This window comes from Pseudaeromonas sp. HNCC25DJ180 (assembly GCF_055413345.1).
Map to the genome: position 1 here is coordinate 184914 of NZ_JBVAYF010000001.1, position 17754 is coordinate 202667.

A 17754-nucleotide genomic window follows, 5' to 3' on the forward strand; every position below is an offset into this window, starting at 1 on the left:
GCTTAGGCTCACCCTTTTACATTTTGCATATCACACCTGTCATTAGCAGCAGGGTAACTCACCCGTCCCCATGCTCCCCCTCTTAGGCTGCTACGCTGTTAGAAGATTTCCCATCGAGGAAACCGCCTCTTGCGTTCGACCGCCGAACGGCTGGTTCCCAGCCTGGGCTCGCCGCACAACCAGGCCACTTCCTCCGCTGGTAGGAGCCATACATGTTACGGTTCAGCCTGTTTTCTCAGCGTAAATTGGCCACTCGCGCCACCGTGCTGTTTGCCGGCGCGCTGCTGCTGCTCATTGGCAGCGGCCTGCTCTTGCTCAGTCTCTTCTATCTGAACGCTATCGACAGAATAGAGGATCAAAATATAAGAGCAGCCAATCACCAGGCGCAAAATGCCCTGCAGCTGAGCCTACGCCAGATGGCAGACCGCTCGGTAGACTGGGCCAGTTGGGATGAGACCTATCTTCTGCTCACCCAGGGAGATCCCCGCTTTTTGCAACGTAACCTAAGCCCGGCGATCATGCAGAGCAACGATGTAGATCTGATGCTATTTATCGATCGACAGGGTCACTACCGGGAAGGCGTTATCTTAAGCGAGAATAAAACCCAGATCAGCACACCCACTTCCGAACTACGCCAACAGCTGCTAGGCCCCCATGGTCTACAACCCCGACTGCAATCTCGACTGCCCCATCCAGAGTCACAATTAACCCCGGTCAGCGGCCTGCTCACACTGCAACGGCTCCCCTACCTCATCAGCATGACACCGGTTCTGACCAGCAGCCAGCAGGGGCCGGTGGCGGGTTGGATGATTTGGGGCCGCCGGCTCCCCGACTTCTTTCCGGCTCGTTATCAATCCCTGCTCCCGGCCCAGACAAGATTGCTCTTACCCGAACTCTCGCCAGCCAGGGCACAAAACGAAGTGACCGGTGCGCCAAATGAGATCGCCATTGAGCACCACCCCGAGATGCTGACTGCCTCTGCACCGATACGGGATATGAATCAGCAAGCGATTGCCTGGGTGGAGGTTCAGGCGCCACGGGCGCTCTATCAAGGTGGCAAACTCTCGCTGCAGGTCTGGTTCATGACCACGCTGCTGCTGAGCATACTGCTGTTTGGGCTCTTTTATCGTCTATTCCAACGCCAGATCTCCAGCCGTTTCACCCTGTTGGAGCAGGGGCTCGAACAGGTGTCGCAAGATGAAGGGGCCATCCACTTTCCTCTCGACGGCCAGGATGAAATTGCCCAGGCCAGCCATATCATAGCCCAACTGCAACACTCCCGCCGGCTATCGGAGCAGGGGCGCCAGCTCATAGAGCAGCAATTCAGCGCCCTGTTTCAGGGGGCATCGGTCGGCATGCTGCTCGTGGTGGATGAGCAACTGCAGAATATTAACCAGGCATCGCTACAGCTGCTGGGGTATGACCATCCTGGTCAGTTGATAGGCAGCCCCCTGGCCAAGCTGTTCACGCCAGAAGCGGGGAATCATCTCACCTCGCAAGCTCGATTCCAGCTATTGATAACGGAAGGTAAGCGCGCCTTCGAATGGGAGTTTGTTGGTCGGGCCGGCTGGCGAGTACCCTGTGAAATCAACCTGATCCCGCTCGGCACAGACCAACAGGCGGGCTGGCTCATTACGGCGCGCGACATCACCGAGCGTAAGAACAATGAGCACACTATCTACCGCCTGAGCCACTATGATGCCCTGACCGGTCTGCTCAACCGTCATCAGCTACTGAAGCGAGTCGATGCTCACCTGGCGCAAATCAATCCGCTGAAAAATGAGATATTTTCCCTGCTGCATATTGATCTTGCCCACTTCAAGCTCATCAATGAGACCTTTGGTCACACCATGGGGGATGCCTTGCTACAGCTGATAGCAGAGCGGTTGAGCCACCACTTCCCCGAGCAATGGCTGGCGCGGATCGCCGGCGATGAGTTTGTCCTCTTCCTCCCCCATCGCCTACACCCACTGCAACCTCTGCGCCTGGCCAAGGAGTGCCTGCGCCTCATCACCGCCTCGGCCTATATCCAGCAAACCGAGCTCGCCATCACGGCTTCCATCGGTATCGTTATCGGTACCACCGAATTTCATTGCGCCGAAGAGATACTGCAGGGGGCCGATTTTGCTCTCAACCGGGCCAAACAGCGCCGCCGCCCCATAGCTCTATACACCCGCCGCTTGCAGCAGGAGTCCATGCGGCTGACGCTGATCAAACGGGATCTCCCCCAAGCTATCCGCAACAACCAGCTACAGCTCTTCTTTCAACCCATAGTCGACGTGGCGAGCCAGGAGATAGTGGCCATGGAGGCTCTGGCCCGCTGGCCCCATCCCGATGTGGGTTATATTCCTCCCGCTCAATTCATCCCCTTTGCCGAGGAGAGCCAGCTCATCATAGAGCTGGGGATCTGGGTACTGCAGCAAGCCTGCAGCCTGGGCACCAGCCTCAACCAAAAGCGCCAGGCTCAGGGCCTGCCCAGCCTACAGATCCATGTCAATCTCTCCGCCCGCCACCTGAGCTGCCACACTCTCTTGCCCATGTTGCAGCAAATTCTGCAAGAGAGTGGCATGGAGTCCGATCAGCTCTGCATCGAGATCACCGAGAGTATGCTGCTGGAGCAACCCAGAGAGGCGGTACAACGGATGCACAGGATCAAACAGCTGGGCATTCACCTGGCACTAGATGACTTTGGCACCGGCTACTCGGCGCTCAACACCCTGTGCCACTACCCGCTGGACGTGGTGAAGCTGGATCGCAGCTTCGTACTGCGCCTGATGGAGGGAAAACAGGGGGAGTTGCTGGTACGCGCCATCATCAACATGGCTCGCGACTTGAAATTGGCCATAGTGGCTGAAGGGGTAGAAACCGAGCCTCAGCAGCGGAAACTGACAGACCTCGGCATCCGCGAGATCCAGGGCTACTTCTATCATGCCCCCATGCCAGCGGCCGCCCTGTTTGCCCTCTGTTTACCCCAGCAAGCCGTCGCGACACTCTTGAACCACGACCCGGCGTAGTGAGAAGAGCAGCACATGGCGTCACCGCTCGCCGCGAGCTGCCGCCTCACTCCGGCGAAACAGCGGTTTGTCGGGTGTAGAGAGTTCAGGGCAGTAGGCGTAACCCGCCAGATTGAACGCCAGCAGATCGGCTGGCTTATCCAGACGCTGTTTTATGAGGTAACGGGCCATCAAGCCTCGGGCCCGCTTGGCATAGAAACTGATGATCTTGTACTTGCCCGCTTTCTCATCCTGAAACAGAGGGGAGATACAAGGCCACTGCAGGCCACGGGGTTGCAGGGATTTAAAGTACTCTTCCGAGGCGAGATTAAGCAGCACAGGCGTCTCATGAGTGGCCAACAACCCATTTACCCGCTCGGTGAGACTCTCCCCCCAGAAGGTGTAGAGATCCTTGCCACGCGGATTCATCAAACGACTGCCCATCTCCAGGCGATAGGGTTGCATCAGATCCAGGGGACGCAGCAGCCCATAGAGGCCGGAGAGCATGCGCAGATGAGCCTGGGCAAACTCCAAGTCTGACTCGCTGAAATCCTCGACCGCCAAGCCGGTATAGACATCCCCCTTGAAGGCCAGCAAAGCCGGACGGCTGTTCTCTGGGGTAGACTCGGTTTGCCACTGGGCAAAGCGCGCCGCATTGAGCCCGGCCAGCGTGTCGCTGATACTCATCAGAGTGCCAAGCTGGGCCGGAGTGAGCTGGCGACAAACCGCCACCAGCTCACTCGCTTGCGAGATCAACTCAGGTTGGGTATAACGCGCCGTGATGAGCCTCGATTCATAATCCAGCGTCTTGGCCGGTGACAGAAGCATCAACATGGGGCGTTTTCCTTACTCTAGTGTGACATTAATCTACGGTAACATTGTTGAGCAGGCCCGAATCCAGATCCTGCCCGGAATCGAGCTTGATCATCAGGCGCACATCATTGGGTGAGTCGGCATAAGCCAGGGTTTCGTTATAACCAATAACCCCGATGCGATACAAGTCAAACAGCGACTGATCGAAGGTCACCATGCCCTGCTCCCGAGAGTGAGCCATCACCTCCTTGAGCCTGTGCATCTCGCCCTTGCGGATGATGTCCTTCACCAGGGGCGTAGCCAGCAGTATCTCAAATGCCGCCCGCCGTCCCGAACCATCCCGATTCGGGATCAGCTGCTGCGCCACGATCGCCTTGAGGTTGAAGGAGAGATCGTACAGCAGTTGGCGGTGCTTCTCGACCGGAACCAGGTGCATGATCCGCTCCAGCGCCTGGTTGGCGTTGTTGGCGTGCAGGGTCGCCAGACAGAGGTGACCCGTCTCGGCAAACGACATGGCAAACTCCATGGTCTCCTGAGAGCGAATTTCACCTATCAGGATCACATCGGGCGCCTGACGCAGGGCGCACTTGAGGCCAGAATCGAAGGATTCGGTATCCGAGCCCACCTCACGCTGGGTGATGAGCGAACGCCCATGCTGGTGCACAAACTCCACCGGATCTTCGATGGTGAGGATGTGCCCCTCTGTGCTCTGATTGCGATAGCCGATCATTGCCGCCTGGGTGGTAGACTTACCCGCCCCGGTCGCCCCGACAAACAGCACCAGGCCTCGCTTGGCCAAGCCGATCTCCCGCAGCACACCCGGCAGGAAGAGCTCTTCCATGGTCGGGATCTCGGTGATGATGCGACGCACCACCATGCCCGGGACCCCCATCTGCCAGAAACAACTGATACGGAAGCGTCCCAGCTCTGGGCGCTGCAAGGCAAAGTTGGCCTCATGAGCGACGCAATACTTCTTATAGGCCTCGGGGCTCATGGCCTCCTGAATAAACTCGGCCACCATCTCGGCATCCAGCCGTACCGTCCCCAGGGTGGTCAAGCGACCATGCACCTTGAGGCAGGGTTCGATCCCCACCGACAGGAACAGGTCAGAACCGTGATTGTCGATCAAAAGTCTCAATAAGCTATCGAGCTTCATCATCTTATCCTTAGATGCTGTTAGGGTCAGAGGCCTTGATCTTGGCATCCTGTACCGAGATCTGACCACGCGCAACCATCTGCTTGAGACACTGATCCATGGTCTGCATGCCATGGATCATCCCGGTTTGGATCACTGAGTACATCTGGGGGATCTTATCTTCCCGGATCAGGTTACGGATGGCGGGGATACCGACCATGATCTCATGCGCCGCAATCCGCCCCCCGCCGATACGTTTGAGCAGGGTCTGAGAGATAACCGCCCGCAACGACTCGGACAACATGGAACGAACCATATCCTTCTCCGACCCAGGGAACACGTCGATGATTCTGTCTATGGTCTTGGCAGCCGAGCTGGTGTGCAGGGTACCAAACACCAGGTGACCGGTTTCGGCCGCCGTCAGCGCCAGACGAATGGTTTCCAAATCCCGCATTTCCCCCACCAGTATGATGTCCGGATCTTCCCGCAGCGCCGAACGCAGGGCGTTACTGAAGCCTAAGGTATCCCGGTGGACTTCCCGCTGGTTAATGAGGCAGCGCTTGTTTTCATGCAGGAATTCGATGGGATCTTCAATGGTGAGAATGTGGTGGTGAAAGTTGTCATTGATGTAGTCAATCATGGCCGCCAAGGTGGTGGACTTACCCGAGCCTGTCGGGCCGGTTACCAACACCAGGCCGCGTGGCAGCTCAGAGAGCTGGCGGAAGATCTCTGGAGCAGCCAGCTCATCCAGGGTCAATACCGTGCTGGGAATGGTCCGGAATACGGCGGCCACCCCCCGATTCTGGTGGAAGGCATTCACCCGGAAACGAGCCAAGTTCGGCACTTCGAAGGAGAAGTCGACCTCAAGGTTCTCTTCCAGCTCCTTGCGCTGATGGTCATTCATGATGTCATAGACCAGAGCATGAACTTGACGATGCTCCAGCGATGGTAGGTTGATTTTCCGTACATCACCATCCACACGGATCATGGGTGGCACACCCGCGGAGAGGTGTAGATCCGAGGCTTTATGCTTTACACTAAATGCCAATAACTCTGTGATATCCATGTGTATCCAAACTCCCTTCAGCGAATAGCAGTGAGAACATGAGCGACATAGCGCAACATCTGCAGCAGGTACAAAAACAAATCGAACTGGCCGCACAAGCGGCCGGACGTCAACCACACACGGTCCAGTTACTGGCCGTCAGCAAGACCAAACCCCTGGCTGCCATCCTCGAAGCCTATCAGGCTGGACAGCGGCACTTTGGCGAATCCTATGCCCAGGAGGCCGTCGGCAAGGTGCAAGCCCTGCACGAAGCCGGTTTAACCGATATCGAATGGCACTTTATTGGCCCGCTACAATCAAATAAGACCAGAATCGTGGCCGAACACTTTGATTGGGTGGAGAGTGTCGACCGTCTCAAAATCGCCGAGCGCCTGAATGAGCAACGCCCGGAGGCCCTTGGCCCACTCAACCTCTGCATTCAGGTTAATATTAGCGGAGAAAGCCAAAAGTCGGGTACGACCGAAGCCGAAGTTTTTGCACTCGCCAGCAGGATTCATGAGCTACCAAGAGTAACGCTCAGGGGAGTGATGGCAATCGCCGAAAATACTGAGGATGGCGCCATACTGTCAGAAAGTTTCCGTCGTCTGCAACAGCTCTACCTGGATCTGCAGCAGCAATACCCGCAACTGGACACCCTCTCCATGGGCATGAGCCATGACCTGACCACCGCCATAGCCTGTGGCAGCACCCAGGTACGGATCGGCACCGCCATCTTCGGCACTCGCGAGTACGGTTCTCTCTAGCAGCACAAACTGGCATCATGGGCCAGGATATCGCATTCTCAGCGAGCAGACCCTCTGGCGCCATGAGAATACCTGACACTTATTCAACCAACTGAAGGACACCCATGCAGACGCTCTATTTTCTTCTCGATACCCTGTTCAACTTCTCTCTGATGGTGGTGATCCTGCGCATCTGGTTGCAATGGGTCCGCGCCGACTTCTATAACCCCTTGAGCCAGTTTACCGTCAAGGCCACCCAGCCCATACTCGCCCCCCTGCGCCGGATGATCCCCAGTATTGGCGGCCTGGATCTGGCGGCCGTGGTGCTGGCCCTGGTGGTGGCGCTGCTGAAATATGCCAGCCTCAAGTTGCTCGGTATGATCCAAGCCGACTGGCTGGGGCTCCTGATGGTGAGCGGCCTGCTGGTGCTCAAACAGGCGGGCTCTCTGCTGTTCTGGATGCTGGTGGCCCGCGCCCTACTCAGTTGGGTCAGTCAGGGCCGCAGCCCGATAGACTATGTGCTGACCCAGCTGACGGAGCCCCTGCTCGCCCCCATACGCCGCATCATACCGGCCATGGGTGGCCTGGACTTCTCAGTACTGGTGCTGTTCATCGGTCTGCAGGCGCTCAACTACCTGCTGAGTGATCTGTTTGGCCCCCTGTGGAGCATGCTCTGATGGCCCTGCGCCAGGAGGGCGATACCCTGTGGCTGGATCTCTATATCCAGCCCAAGGCCAGCCGCGACCAGTTTCAAGGGCTCCATGGCGACGAACTCAAACTGGCCATCACGGCACCACCGATCGATGGCCAGGCCAATAGCCACCTCATCAAGTTCCTGGCCAAGCAGTTCAAGGTGGCCAAGGGGCAGGTGACCATAGTCAAAGGCGAGCTCGGACGCCACAAAACGGTCACCATCTCGGCCCCCAAGCAGTTTCCCACCGAGATTGCCGAGCTGCTCGCGGCCAACCCCCAACCCCACTAAGCCGCAACGCTCACGCCCTATTTTTCCGAGCAGTTTTCCCCTGCAGTTTTTCAGGGCAGCAAAAAGGCAGCCAGCTGGCTGCCTTGGTTGTCAAAAACCGGACCTAAGGGACAATCATGCGTCGTGCTGATTACTCTGCTCCGGTGCCAAGCGGTCCGCTACCGCCACCTCGCCAGCGGGGCGGCGCACTCGGCCATCCAGCTCCTGCAATTTAGCCTTCATGATCGCTCGCACCTGCTCGGAACACTCCCGCACCTGATCTCGCTCCCACTGGGTCGAGTCGAGTGGCGGCAGCATCTCAATCACCACCTCGCCGTTGTCCCAACGATTCAGATCGATCTGTTTGGCATAACTGGAGGCAACAATGGGCACTATGGGAACCCCGGCTTGCATGGCCGTGTGGAAGGCGCCGGTCTTGAATGGCAAGAGACCACGGCCCAAGGAACGAGTGCCCTCGGGGAACATCCAGATGGCGAGGCGCTGGCCGCGGATCTTCTCGACCACCTGGCGTATGGTATCTATGGCCCGCGAGCGATTGCTGCGATCGATGAGGATGTTGCCGGAGAGGTAAAAGAGCTGACCAAACAGCGGCAACCAGAGCAGGCTCTTCTTGCCTACCGCCACCACACCGGGCCGCACGGCCCCGGTCATCACCATGATATCCCAGTTAGTCTGATGGTTGGCTACATAGACGGCTGGGCCCAGATCCCGACATGCGTCAGGAATGATGACTCGCACCTTGATCCCCAGTAACGGGCAGGCCTGGTGCATCATGCGGCAAGAGAGCCAATAGACGTTGGTGCGATGACGCGGACGCAGCAGACAGAGCAGCAGCCCCAAGACAAACCAGACCAGCATCAGCATCCCCAGCACGGCCAGACGCAGAATTTTGAGCATAATAGTCCCTCACTGATTAAGGGGGGCAGTATACCACCCGCCGCGCCCCTCGCCAGTATTACCCTATGGATGAGCCGCGGATCACTGGCTCCCTCCGCTGCCATCCGTTAGACTCGCTCGAATTGATTTTTCGCCCTGGAGCCGCCCATGCGCCATCCCCATCACTGTCCAGCCCCTACCCTGCTCGCACTGCTAGGGGGCTTGGCCCTGCTCGCGGGCTGTAGCAGCCTGCCTACCGAGCCACCTCAAGGGGTGAGTGCCAATGGTGAGAGTGGCCGCGCCACGCTGGTCGGCCCCATAGACTGGGCCAGCGTCCATCGCCTACGCACCCTGGTGCAGGATAAAAAGATCCATATTCTGGAGGTGGACTCCCGGGGCGGCGACAACGAAGCGGCCATGGCCCTGGGTTACTGGCTGCATGATGAGAAGATCAATCTGGAAGTGCCGCGCCTCTGTCTGGGGAGCTGCGCCAACTACCTCTTTCCTGCCGCCAACAAGAAGCTGATTGCCCCCGGCGCCATCGTCGCCTGGCAGGGCAACGTGCACTATCAACTGCTGCAACAGGAGCAGCCGGAGCTGTTCACCCGCCACGATGCCCCCCGCAGCAGCAATGAGCTGATCCGCCTGCGTCAACAGGCCTCGGTGGAGCAAATCTTCTTCCAGCGCATCGGCGTGGATGAGCGGGTCTGCTGGATCGGCAAACTGCCGCCCTACAATGCCCCCGGCCACTTCGTGCTGCCACCAGAGGACTTACGCCGCTTCCACATCAAAGAGGTGCGTACCGAGCTCGACTACTCGGCGCGCAGTGCGGCACGCTGGAGCCAGGAGTTCCAGGTGCAGAAGGTGGTCTTACCCTACGGCGGCGCCATCTAACATCGCCTCTCTCGGGCCATCACGACGCCGTTTACTCCTCGGCCCAGGGCATCTCGGGCAAAGAGGCCAGGAGCGCGCCGTAGTGGGTTTCGTCAAAGGAGCGGGACTCCTGCTCCATGGCCAGGATCTCGGCGGCCAGGGCGCAAGCCATCAGGCTCATGGCCTCCTCCCGCTCATGACCGGTCAGGGAGAGACGTAGCAGTGTCTCCTTTACCCGGATCGGGTGGTTATCGGCCAGCTGGTTCTCCAGCACCACCAGCAAGGTGGCCTCATCGAAGATCGCATCATCGCTCTGTTGTTCGGCTTGTGGTTCCACTCGTTCTCTCCTCTCGTTATGGGTTGTAACCATGGCGCGCCACTCAGCCGAAGCAGCGTTCGGCCCAACGGGCCAGGCCCGCGATGACGCTACCGAAGTGATCCCCTTCCACTATCTGGCTGCCGGCAAAGCGCTGCTGCAACCAAGCCCGGATCACCGGCGAACGCGCCGTGCCGCCGGTGACGAAGATCACCTGAGGCGTCACCCCCGCCTGGCGCACTGCCTCATCGGCCAGCTCGCCTATCTTCTCCAGCAAAGGCAGGCTCACCTCGGCAAAACGGCCGTGACTGAAGGGCACGCTGAGCTCCTCATTCAGCAGGGTGACAAAACGCGAGAAGTGCTCGTCGCCACTCATCTGGATCTTGGCCTGCTCCGCCTCCCACACCAGATGGTGGGTCTGCTTATGCTCGCGCACCCAACCCAGGCGCGCCAGCAACTTCGAGTCAGCCCCATCCAACACCAACTGCTTGAGTAGACGCACCGTCTCCGGCGCATAGAAACGCCCCTGAGCCTGGACGTCGTTGATGGACATGGCATCCCAAAACAGCTTACTCGGCATGGGCAAACCGCGACGATTGCTGGCATTCAAGCCACACAGGGGCATCAGCTCGGCCACCGCCAGGCGGATATCGAAATCGTTGCCCCCCAGACGCTGCCCCGAGTGCCCCAACAGATCCTCTTGCCGCGATGAGGCCAACACCCGCTCCGGCCCCATCCGCAACATGGAGCAGTCTGTGGTGCCGCCGCCGATATCCAGCACCAACACCACCTGCTCCTGGCTGAGGCTGGCTTCGAACTCCAGACCGGCCGCCACAGGTTCATACTGGAACTCCACCTGGCTAAAACCGGCCAGTGCGGCGGCCTGACTCAAGATCTGCCGCGCCTGGCGATTGCTCTCCTCGCCGCCCAAGCCCTGAAAGTTGACCGGCTGGCCGATCACCGCCTGCTGAATTTCCGCCTGCAGTTCGGCCTCGGCCCGCTGCTTGATGGTGGCCATCATGGCCGCCACTATGTCGCGAAATAGCTGGATCTGGGAGTCAGAAAGGCCGGTGGCCCCCAGAAAGGACTTGGGGGATTTGAGGTAGTAGCCCTCCTCCGGCGCCGCCAGATAGCAATCGGTCGCCGCTCGCCCCACCAGCAGTTGGTACTCCAAGCCCTCATCCTCAAGGTTGGCACGCAGACGCGGCCCCTTGGCAATGGCCAGCTCCCGCTGGCTAATAAACTGGGCTCGTTGAGCCGGCGCGACCTGGGGCAACAACAGATCGGCAATCGCATCGCGGTGGGGAGCATGCAGAGTCGAAGGCAGATAGAGCTCACGCCCTTCGAGAGGCAGACGCCGTACCAGGCCATCCTGCCAGAGCGCCACCGCACAATTGGAGGTTCCATAATCAAAACCAATCCGCATTCTTCCCCCTCAGCTCTGGGCTGCATTTTGCAAAAGGAGGTGATGGTAACGGAAATGGGCCGACCTTGCCCACCCTGGATGTGGTTTGACTTAGCGTTGGAGCGCCTGGTTAGTTGAAACGCCACTGCAACTGCAGCTTCACCTCATCGGGCTTGACGGTAAACTGCAACTGCTGGGCCTGATCCAGGCTCTGCATCTTGAAACGGACCTTGTTGCCATACAGGCGCACCGCCCCCCGATACTCGTCACCACGCCAGGAGAGCTCGGGGCGGGCATGTTTGAGTGTGAGCCCAGAGGCCTCACTCCGCGGCAGGGTTGAGGCCGCAGGAGAGAGATCACCCGCCGCGGCACGGGAGGCCAAATCGGAAGCGGTAAGAGGCAGGCTCAGGCTGACTCGGGCCCCGGCAGGGCCCGCTTTAAACACGGGCAACGACAGATCGGCATCACACTGGGGCCAGCACTTCTGTAGCTCTAGTGCCATGCAATCGGTACAAGCCAGCAACAGTACAGCCGCCAGCAACGCAAAGACTCTCATACCTGCCCTCCATAGCAGCCCCTCTATACTGGGTTTAGCACCAACAGCGACCAAGGGGAAAGCTAAAATCCTTATATATTTTTATCGTAAAAAAGCGGGAACTTTATAGAACTGGCTCTCATTTTACTGATAAAAATATAAATAAATAATCTCCATATTAATCATTTATATACATAAAAAGCGCCCGTCCTCCTGCAAGGAACGGGCGGGCAAAGTGGCTTCCACATGAAATTGCTTTCAGTGGCACTTTAAGCATAGTCAACCTCAGTCAAAGCAACCAGCTTCAATCACATCAGATTGCCTGCGATTAAGGGCGAACTTGCGCGTCGCCAGGCGCACAGAGCGTCAGGCGCCGACGGGCCATGGGGCTCTTGAAAACGCCACCATGTAGACCGACATCACATTTTGCAAAACTTGGCTAAACCTTGCAGACCACACTCCCTAGAATGGGCGCAATTGCCATCATTGAGGTATTTACCCATGTTCCAGCCCCGTCAACTGGCGCTGCTGACACTCTCCGCCCTGCTGGCCACCAGCGCCCAGGCCGAGACTATCGCCACGCCCCTCTATCTCTCCGTCAATAACCAGGCCAATGGACAACCGCTCAAGTACCGTGGCAACAATCAATATCTGGTGACCACCAAACTGGCCAAGGGTAGCTACCAGATCCAGATAGCCGACCAGGCCAAGAGCTGTGGTACCACCTTCGGTCCGGCCACCGCTGCGCCCCTGCCCTTCGGCAAGAACAATCCGCTCAGCAGCTGTGCCAAGGATCAAACCTATCAACTGAAGGTGCTGCTGGCCGGTGACTACGACTTCACCCTGGACAACACCAATCCCCAGGCTCCGACCCTGAAGGTACTGCGCGCCACCAAGGCCGCTAGCTTCAAGCGTCAACCACCCGCCGTCGACTGCCAGGCATGGGATGGCAAAGCGGTCAGTGTCAGCGTTGGTAAGAGCTGGCCCAATGGCACTGTGCTGCGCGATGCCTACTCAGGCCAAACCGCCACCGTCAAGGGTGGCAAGATCACCCTAACCCCGGCCCCCGAGAGTGAAGGCGTGCTACTGCTGGAGCCGGTCAAGAGCCAGGCACACCCCTTCAGTTGGGATAACGCCACCGTCTACTTTATGCTGACCGACCGCTTCAAAAACAGCGACCCCAGCAACGACAACTCCTTCGGCCGCAAGAAAGATGGCAAGGATGAGATCGGTACCTGGCACGGTGGTGACTTCAAGGGCATTACCGAGAAGCTGGACTACATCAAGAACCTGGGTGTCAACGCCATCTGGATCACCCCCATGGTGGAGCAGGTGCATGGCTTCGTCGGTGGTGGCGAGAATGGCACCTTCCCCTTCTATGGTTATCACGGCTACTGGGCCCTGGACTTCACCAAGATTGACCCCAACTACGGCGATGAAGCCGCGTTGAAAACCATGGTGGATGAGGCGCACAAGCGCGGCATCCGCGTCGTGCTGGATGTGGTAATGAACCATGTGGGCTATGCCACCCTGGCCGACCTGCAAGATGTGGGCCCCCAAGGCGTGGTCACCAATCAAGACAAGCTGCCAGCCCGCTGGTCAGAGTGGAAACCTGCAGGTCTCTATGGCAACTGGAATAGCGTTACCCAAAATATCGATTATCTGTCTGCCGAATGGAGCAAGTGGTGGGGCCCGGAATGGGTGCGCGCCGGTCTGCCGGGCTACCAACAGCCTGGTACCGATGATGTCACCAGCGCCGTGGGCGGCCTGCCGGACTTCCTCACCGAATCCACCAAGTATGTGAGCCTGCCGCCGGTACTCAAGGCGAAGAAAGATACCAATGCCAAGGATTTGCCGAACGCCACCATCACCGACTACCTGGTGAAGTGGCATACCGACTGGGTACGCAAGTTTGGTATTGATGGCTTCCGTGGCGATACGGTCAAGCACCTGGAACCCCAGGCCTGGGCCAAGCTGAAGAAAGAAGCCAATGCCGCCCTCAAGGAGTGGAAGGCCGCCAATCCCAGCAAGAAGGTGGACGATCTGCCCTTCTTCATGGTGGGTGAGGTATGGGATCACGGCATGAACAAGGATCTCTGGTTCGACAATGGCTTCGACTCCATTATCAACTTCGACTATCAGCGTGATGCCCTGAACAATGCCCAGTGCATGACCACGGCCGAGCCCACCTATGCCAAGTACGCGAACACCATCAATACGGATCCAAACTTTAACGTGCTGAGCTACATCTCCTCCCACGATACCAAGCTCTTCTTCGGTGACTATGAGGATGTTGCCCTGCAGCGCCGCATCGCCAACAGCTTCATGCTGCTGCCGGGTGGGGTGCAGATCTACTACGGCGATGAATCAGGCCGCGGCCTGATGAAGGGGGATGGGGTGTTTGATCAGACCCTGCGCTCCGACATGAACTGGAGCGAGCTGGCCAGTGGCGAGAAAGCCGAGCTGGTCAAACATTGGCAGAAGCTGGGTCAGTTCCGTAAGCAGCACCCGGCCATTGCCGGTGGTAGCCACAAGAAGCTGAGCGATGCCCCCTACGCCTTTGTCCGGGAAAAGGGCAAAGACAAGGTGATGGTGGTCTTCGCCGGCCGCAAGGGGTAACCCCCTCTCGATGAAAAAAGCCGACCTCAGGGTCGGCTTTTTTATGCCTGCTCGCCTCTTACAAGGCTTGTTCATAGAGATGGGCTATCTCCTCCACGTCAGGCTGTACTGGATTGGTAATATAACAGGGGTCCAGCAGCGCATTGCGGGCCAACAGGGGAATATCCTCGGCCTTCACCCCCAGATTGCGCAGGGGGTGGGCCAGATTGACATCACGCCGCAGACCCGCGAGCGCCGCTATGAGACGGATCTTCTGCTCTGGCTCACTAATCCCCTTCATAGGCAGCCCCATGGCTATCCCCACCTGCTGGTAACGGGCCGGGATCGCCGCAAAATTGAACGCCACCACATACTCCAGCAAGAGGGCATTGCACTCCCCGTGCGGCAGATCCAGCAGCCCCCCCAGGCTGTGCGCCATAGCGTGGACCAAGCCTAAACTGGCGGTGCTGAACGCCAAGCCAGCCAACAGGCTACCCAACATCATGGACTCCCGATACTGCAGCTCCAGAGGCTGGGCTAGCGCTTGACGCAACGAGCCAGAGATGAGTCGGATCGCCTCTAACGCATAGAGATCCGAGATGGGGGAGCTGGCCGTCGAAACATAAGCCTCGATGGCATGGACCAGCGCATCCATACCGGTAGCGGCCGTCAACTCAGACGACATAGTCGTGGTGGTGACCGGATCGATTAATGCCAGTGTGGGCACCATGGTCGGGCTCACTATGGCAAATTTCACATTGCTGAGCGTGTCAGTGATGATGGCAAAGCGCGACACTTCAGCCCCGGTGCCAGCCGTGGTTGGGATACAGATGAGGGGCGGCCCCGGTTTTGGCACCCGATCCAAGCCGGCAAACTGCAGCAGAGTGCCACCATTGCTAACCAGGGCACCAATACCCTTGGCACAATCCATGGGGCTGCCGCCGCCGACCACCACTATCAGGTCACACTCATGCTGGTGATAGAGTTCAACTCCCGCCATCACCTCGGCGTCCTTGGGATTCGGTGTCAAATGCGAAAACAACCAATACTCGACTCCGGCCCGCTGTAACTGTGGCAACACCCGATCCACCCAGCCCGCCTGAATGACGCCAGGATCGGTGACCAACAACACCCGTTTGGCCAGAAATTGCGTCAGGTAATCACCTAGCGTTTCGATGGCGCCCCCTCCCAAGAGATACTCGGGTGCCATATGTTTTCTGCACTCCATGGTGCCCCCTCGTTAAGCCATCCAGTTCATGTATCCCGACGGATATACAGATAGCCTAGTTCACCCATACATAAAGGTGTGTGGCGGTAAGCAATAAGGTGAAGTGTGATGGGTTGGATCTGCGGAGTGACCCCCAGCATGTTCATCCGCGCCCCCAATCGACCAGAGCCCCGATGCTCTTATCTACACCACTATCAAAGCTCAAGCAGAACATCTCCCTTGGGTCAGGCGTGGGAGCCGCTATCTCACTCGATTGCAATCGAGACCCAGAAGGAGCCCAACCCAGTCGCCACACAGGGCGTTATATATATAAATGAGATAAGCAAAGCGCTTTTTATTGGTTCGAGTAGATAAGCCGCTCAGGCATGCTGGCACCATTAAAATATTGTGGAGTCCTGTTATGAAGTTGTCTCTCGCCTCTTTGACCCTCTTCTCAACCCTACTTTTCCCCCTGAGTCAGTCACAGGCGGCCGAAGTGACACTGCTCAACGTCTCCTTCGACCCAACCCGTGAACTGTTTCAGGAGTACAACGCCGCCTTTGCCAAGCAGTGGCAAGCCAAAACCGGCGACACTCTGGTGGTCAACCAATCCCATGGCGGCTCAGGCAAACAGGCCCGCTCTGTAGGGGATGGTCTGGAAGCCGATGTGGTCTCCCTGGCTCTGGCCTATGACATCAACGCCATTGCCCAGACCCAACTCATCGATGCCAACTGGCAGAGCGCCCTGCCCCATAACGCCACGCCGTTTGCCTCCACCGTCGTCTTCCTGGTACGCAAGGATAATCCCAAGCAGATCAAGGATTGGGACGACCTGGTCCGCGATGACATCTCCGTTGTCACCCCCAATCCCAAGACCTCGGGGGGGGCCCGCTGGAACTATCTGGCCGCTTGGGGCTACGCCCTGAAAAAGAGCGGCAGCGAAGCCGAGGCCCAAAAGTTTGTCACCAATCTCTATCAGCATGTGAAGGTGCTGGACTCTGGCGCCCGAGGTGCCACCACCAGCTTCATCGAGCGGGGCTTGGGAGATGTGCTCATCGCCTGGGAGAGTGAAGCCCTGCTGGTGCTAAACCAGCCGGAGAACAGGGATAAGTATCAGTTGGTCACCCCCTCTGTTTCCATCTTGGCCGAACCGCCGGTCGCCGTGGTGAACAAGGTAGCCAAGAAACATGGTACCGAGCAGGTGGCCAAGGCCTACCTGGAGTATCTCTACTCGGATGAAGGGCAGCGCATCATAGCCAAGCACTACTACCGCCCTACCTCGCCAGCCATTGCCCAGGAGTTCAGCAAGCAATTTCCCCAGTTGAGCCTGTTTACCGTGCAGGATCTGGAAGGCAATTGGGATAAGGCCCAGAAGAAGCACTTCGCCCGGGGTGGTCTGTTCGACCAGCTCTATCAACAGGGGCGTTGAGCCCTTCGCCACCCACCTCGACAGGGAGTTCCAGATGGATGAGATAGTCTTGGTTCCCGGGCTGCATAATAGCGGCCCGGATCACTGGCAGAGCCACTGGCACCGCCATTTTCCCCACTGGCAGCGCGTCACCGGGCAGACCTGGGAGCGCGCCGAACTCGCCAGCTGGAGTAACCGGGTGGCCGAACTGCTGCAGTACAGCTCGGGCAAGGTGCATCTCGTGGCCCACTCCTTTGGCACCCTGGCCGCCATCGCGGCGGCCCGCCGTCACGCCGACAAGATCGCCAGCCTGTTTATCGTCGCCCCCGCCGACCCGGCTAACTTCGCCATTGCCGATCGGGAGTTGGCCTCTCCCCTGCCCTTTGCTGCCCGGCTAGTCGCCAGCCGCAACGATCCCTGGATGAGCGTGGAGCGTGCCCACTACTGGAGCCAGCAGTGGCAAGTGCCGCTGATTGATATAGGCGAAGCGGGTCATATCAATGCCCAGTCGGGCCATGGCGAGTGGTCAGAGGGGCTCACGCTGCTGGCCGAACTGCTGCAGGAGAGTCGCTTCCCCCAGAGTCACCAGGTCCGGGAATTAGCCCAGACTCTAGCCTGAGAGTGCTTATGCATTTTTGTGGCTAACCAGCCCATCAAGCTCGGCCGACTTAGGCTATTTATTTCTAATATATGCATGAAAAATTCACGCCTTAGCTTAAACCAACATAAAACCCCACAAAAAAGCCTCAATAGAACCTATATCATCCCCTGCGACCGGGCCAAGCGCCCATTCCTGCCGTGGCGGCGGGCTTTGGCTCACTTAGC

General features: G+C 58.3%; 16 protein-coding genes. 8 read left to right on the forward strand and 8 right to left on the reverse strand.

What is annotated here, in order from left to right; genetic code table 11:
- Positions 1 to 212 precede the first annotated feature (212 nt).
- The gene (locus ACZYTD_RS00825; RefSeq protein WP_463887918.1) at positions 213 to 3014 is read left to right on the forward strand and encodes a bifunctional diguanylate cyclase/phosphodiesterase; all 2802 of its coding nucleotides are present in this window, start codon (positions 213 to 215) and stop codon (positions 3012 to 3014) included.
- 21 nt (positions 3015 to 3035) lie between these two features.
- On the opposite strand, the gene yaaA is transcribed toward ACZYTD_RS00825, so the two are convergent.
- From yaaA to ACZYTD_RS00840, 3 genes are read right to left on the reverse strand one after another with little or no spacing between them, the layout of a single operon-like run.
- Positions 3036 to 3827 carry a peroxide stress protein YaaA gene (gene yaaA / locus ACZYTD_RS00830; RefSeq protein ID WP_463887921.1) on the reverse strand — a complete coding sequence of 264 codons (792 nt, stop codon included), beginning with the start codon at positions 3825 to 3827 and terminating at the stop codon, positions 3036 to 3038.
- A gap of 28 nt (positions 3828 to 3855) precedes the next feature.
- On the reverse strand, positions 3856 to 4962 hold the full coding sequence (locus ACZYTD_RS00835) for a PilT/PilU family type 4a pilus ATPase (protein WP_463888461.1): 1107 nt from the start codon (positions 4960 to 4962) through the stop codon (positions 3856 to 3858).
- 10 nt (positions 4963 to 4972) lie between these two features.
- Positions 4973 to 6007, reverse strand: coding sequence for a type IV pilus twitching motility protein PilT (locus ACZYTD_RS00840; protein WP_463887923.1), 1035 nt, complete (start codon positions 6005 to 6007; stop codon positions 4973 to 4975).
- Positions 6008 to 6045: 38 nt separating this feature from the next.
- Between ACZYTD_RS00840 and ACZYTD_RS00845 the strand changes: the two genes are divergently transcribed.
- The 3 genes from ACZYTD_RS00845 (at position 6046) to yggU (ending at position 7711) form a co-directional block, all read left to right on the forward strand.
- Complete coding sequence (locus tag ACZYTD_RS00845; protein WP_463887926.1) at positions 6046 to 6750, forward strand: YggS family pyridoxal phosphate-dependent enzyme; 705 nt, start codon at positions 6046 to 6048, stop codon at positions 6748 to 6750.
- Positions 6751 to 6854: 104 nt separating this feature from the next.
- Positions 6855 to 7406, forward strand: coding sequence for a YggT family protein (locus ACZYTD_RS00850; protein WP_463887928.1), 552 nt, complete (start codon positions 6855 to 6857; stop codon positions 7404 to 7406).
- Positions 7406 to 7711, forward strand: a complete 306-nt coding sequence (yggU, locus tag ACZYTD_RS00855; protein WP_463887931.1) for a DUF167 family protein YggU — start codon at positions 7406 to 7408, stop codon at positions 7709 to 7711. Before ACZYTD_RS00850 ends, yggU begins: the two co-directional genes overlap by 1 nt.
- A gap of 114 nt (positions 7712 to 7825) precedes the next feature.
- Here yggU and ACZYTD_RS00860 read toward each other — a convergent pair whose 3' ends face one another.
- Positions 7826 to 8608: a 1-acylglycerol-3-phosphate O-acyltransferase gene (locus ACZYTD_RS00860; protein WP_463887932.1), complete on the reverse strand. Its 783-nt coding sequence runs from the start codon at positions 8606 to 8608 to the stop codon at positions 7826 to 7828.
- 147 nt (positions 8609 to 8755) lie between these two features.
- Between ACZYTD_RS00860 and ACZYTD_RS00865 the strand changes: the two genes are divergently transcribed.
- The gene (locus ACZYTD_RS00865; protein WP_463887935.1) at positions 8756 to 9481 is read left to right on the forward strand and encodes a hypothetical protein; all 726 of its coding nucleotides are present in this window, start codon (positions 8756 to 8758) and stop codon (positions 9479 to 9481) included.
- Positions 9482 to 9512: 31 nt separating this feature from the next.
- Here ACZYTD_RS00865 and ACZYTD_RS00870 read toward each other — a convergent pair whose 3' ends face one another.
- From ACZYTD_RS00870 to ACZYTD_RS00880, 3 genes are all read right to left on the reverse strand, one after another.
- The gene (locus ACZYTD_RS00870; RefSeq protein ID WP_463887938.1) at positions 9513 to 9797 is read right to left on the reverse strand and encodes a hypothetical protein; all 285 of its coding nucleotides are present in this window, start codon (positions 9795 to 9797) and stop codon (positions 9513 to 9515) included.
- Positions 9798 to 9840: 43 nt separating this feature from the next.
- The gene (gene yegD, locus ACZYTD_RS00875; protein WP_463887940.1) at positions 9841 to 11202 is read right to left on the reverse strand and encodes a molecular chaperone; all 1362 of its coding nucleotides are present in this window, start codon (positions 11200 to 11202) and stop codon (positions 9841 to 9843) included.
- Positions 11203 to 11311: 109 nt separating this feature from the next.
- The gene (locus ACZYTD_RS00880; protein WP_463887942.1) at positions 11312 to 11737 is read right to left on the reverse strand and encodes a hypothetical protein; all 426 of its coding nucleotides are present in this window, start codon (positions 11735 to 11737) and stop codon (positions 11312 to 11314) included.
- Between the two features lie 480 nt (positions 11738 to 12217).
- Between ACZYTD_RS00880 and ACZYTD_RS00885 the strand changes: the two genes are divergently transcribed.
- Positions 12218 to 14335, forward strand: a complete 2118-nt coding sequence (locus ACZYTD_RS00885) for an alpha-amylase (protein ID WP_463887945.1) — start codon at positions 12218 to 12220, stop codon at positions 14333 to 14335.
- A 58-nt stretch (positions 14336 to 14393) separates the two neighbouring features.
- Here ACZYTD_RS00885 and ercA read toward each other — a convergent pair whose 3' ends face one another.
- The gene (gene ercA, locus ACZYTD_RS00890) at positions 14394 to 15542 is read right to left on the reverse strand and encodes an alcohol dehydrogenase-like regulatory protein ErcA (RefSeq protein WP_463887947.1); all 1149 of its coding nucleotides are present in this window, start codon (positions 15540 to 15542) and stop codon (positions 14394 to 14396) included.
- 400 nt (positions 15543 to 15942) lie between these two features.
- Here ercA and ACZYTD_RS00895 point away from each other — a divergent pair, with 400 nt between their 5' ends.
- Together ACZYTD_RS00895 and ACZYTD_RS00900 are read left to right on the forward strand one after the other, a co-directional pair.
- Complete coding sequence (locus tag ACZYTD_RS00895) at positions 15943 to 16950, forward strand: sulfate ABC transporter substrate-binding protein (RefSeq protein WP_463887949.1); 1008 nt, start codon at positions 15943 to 15945, stop codon at positions 16948 to 16950.
- Positions 16951 to 16984: 34 nt separating this feature from the next.
- Complete coding sequence (locus ACZYTD_RS00900) at positions 16985 to 17548, forward strand: RBBP9/YdeN family alpha/beta hydrolase (protein ID WP_463887951.1); 564 nt, start codon at positions 16985 to 16987, stop codon at positions 17546 to 17548.
- The last annotated feature ends 206 nt before the right edge of the window (positions 17549 to 17754 follow it).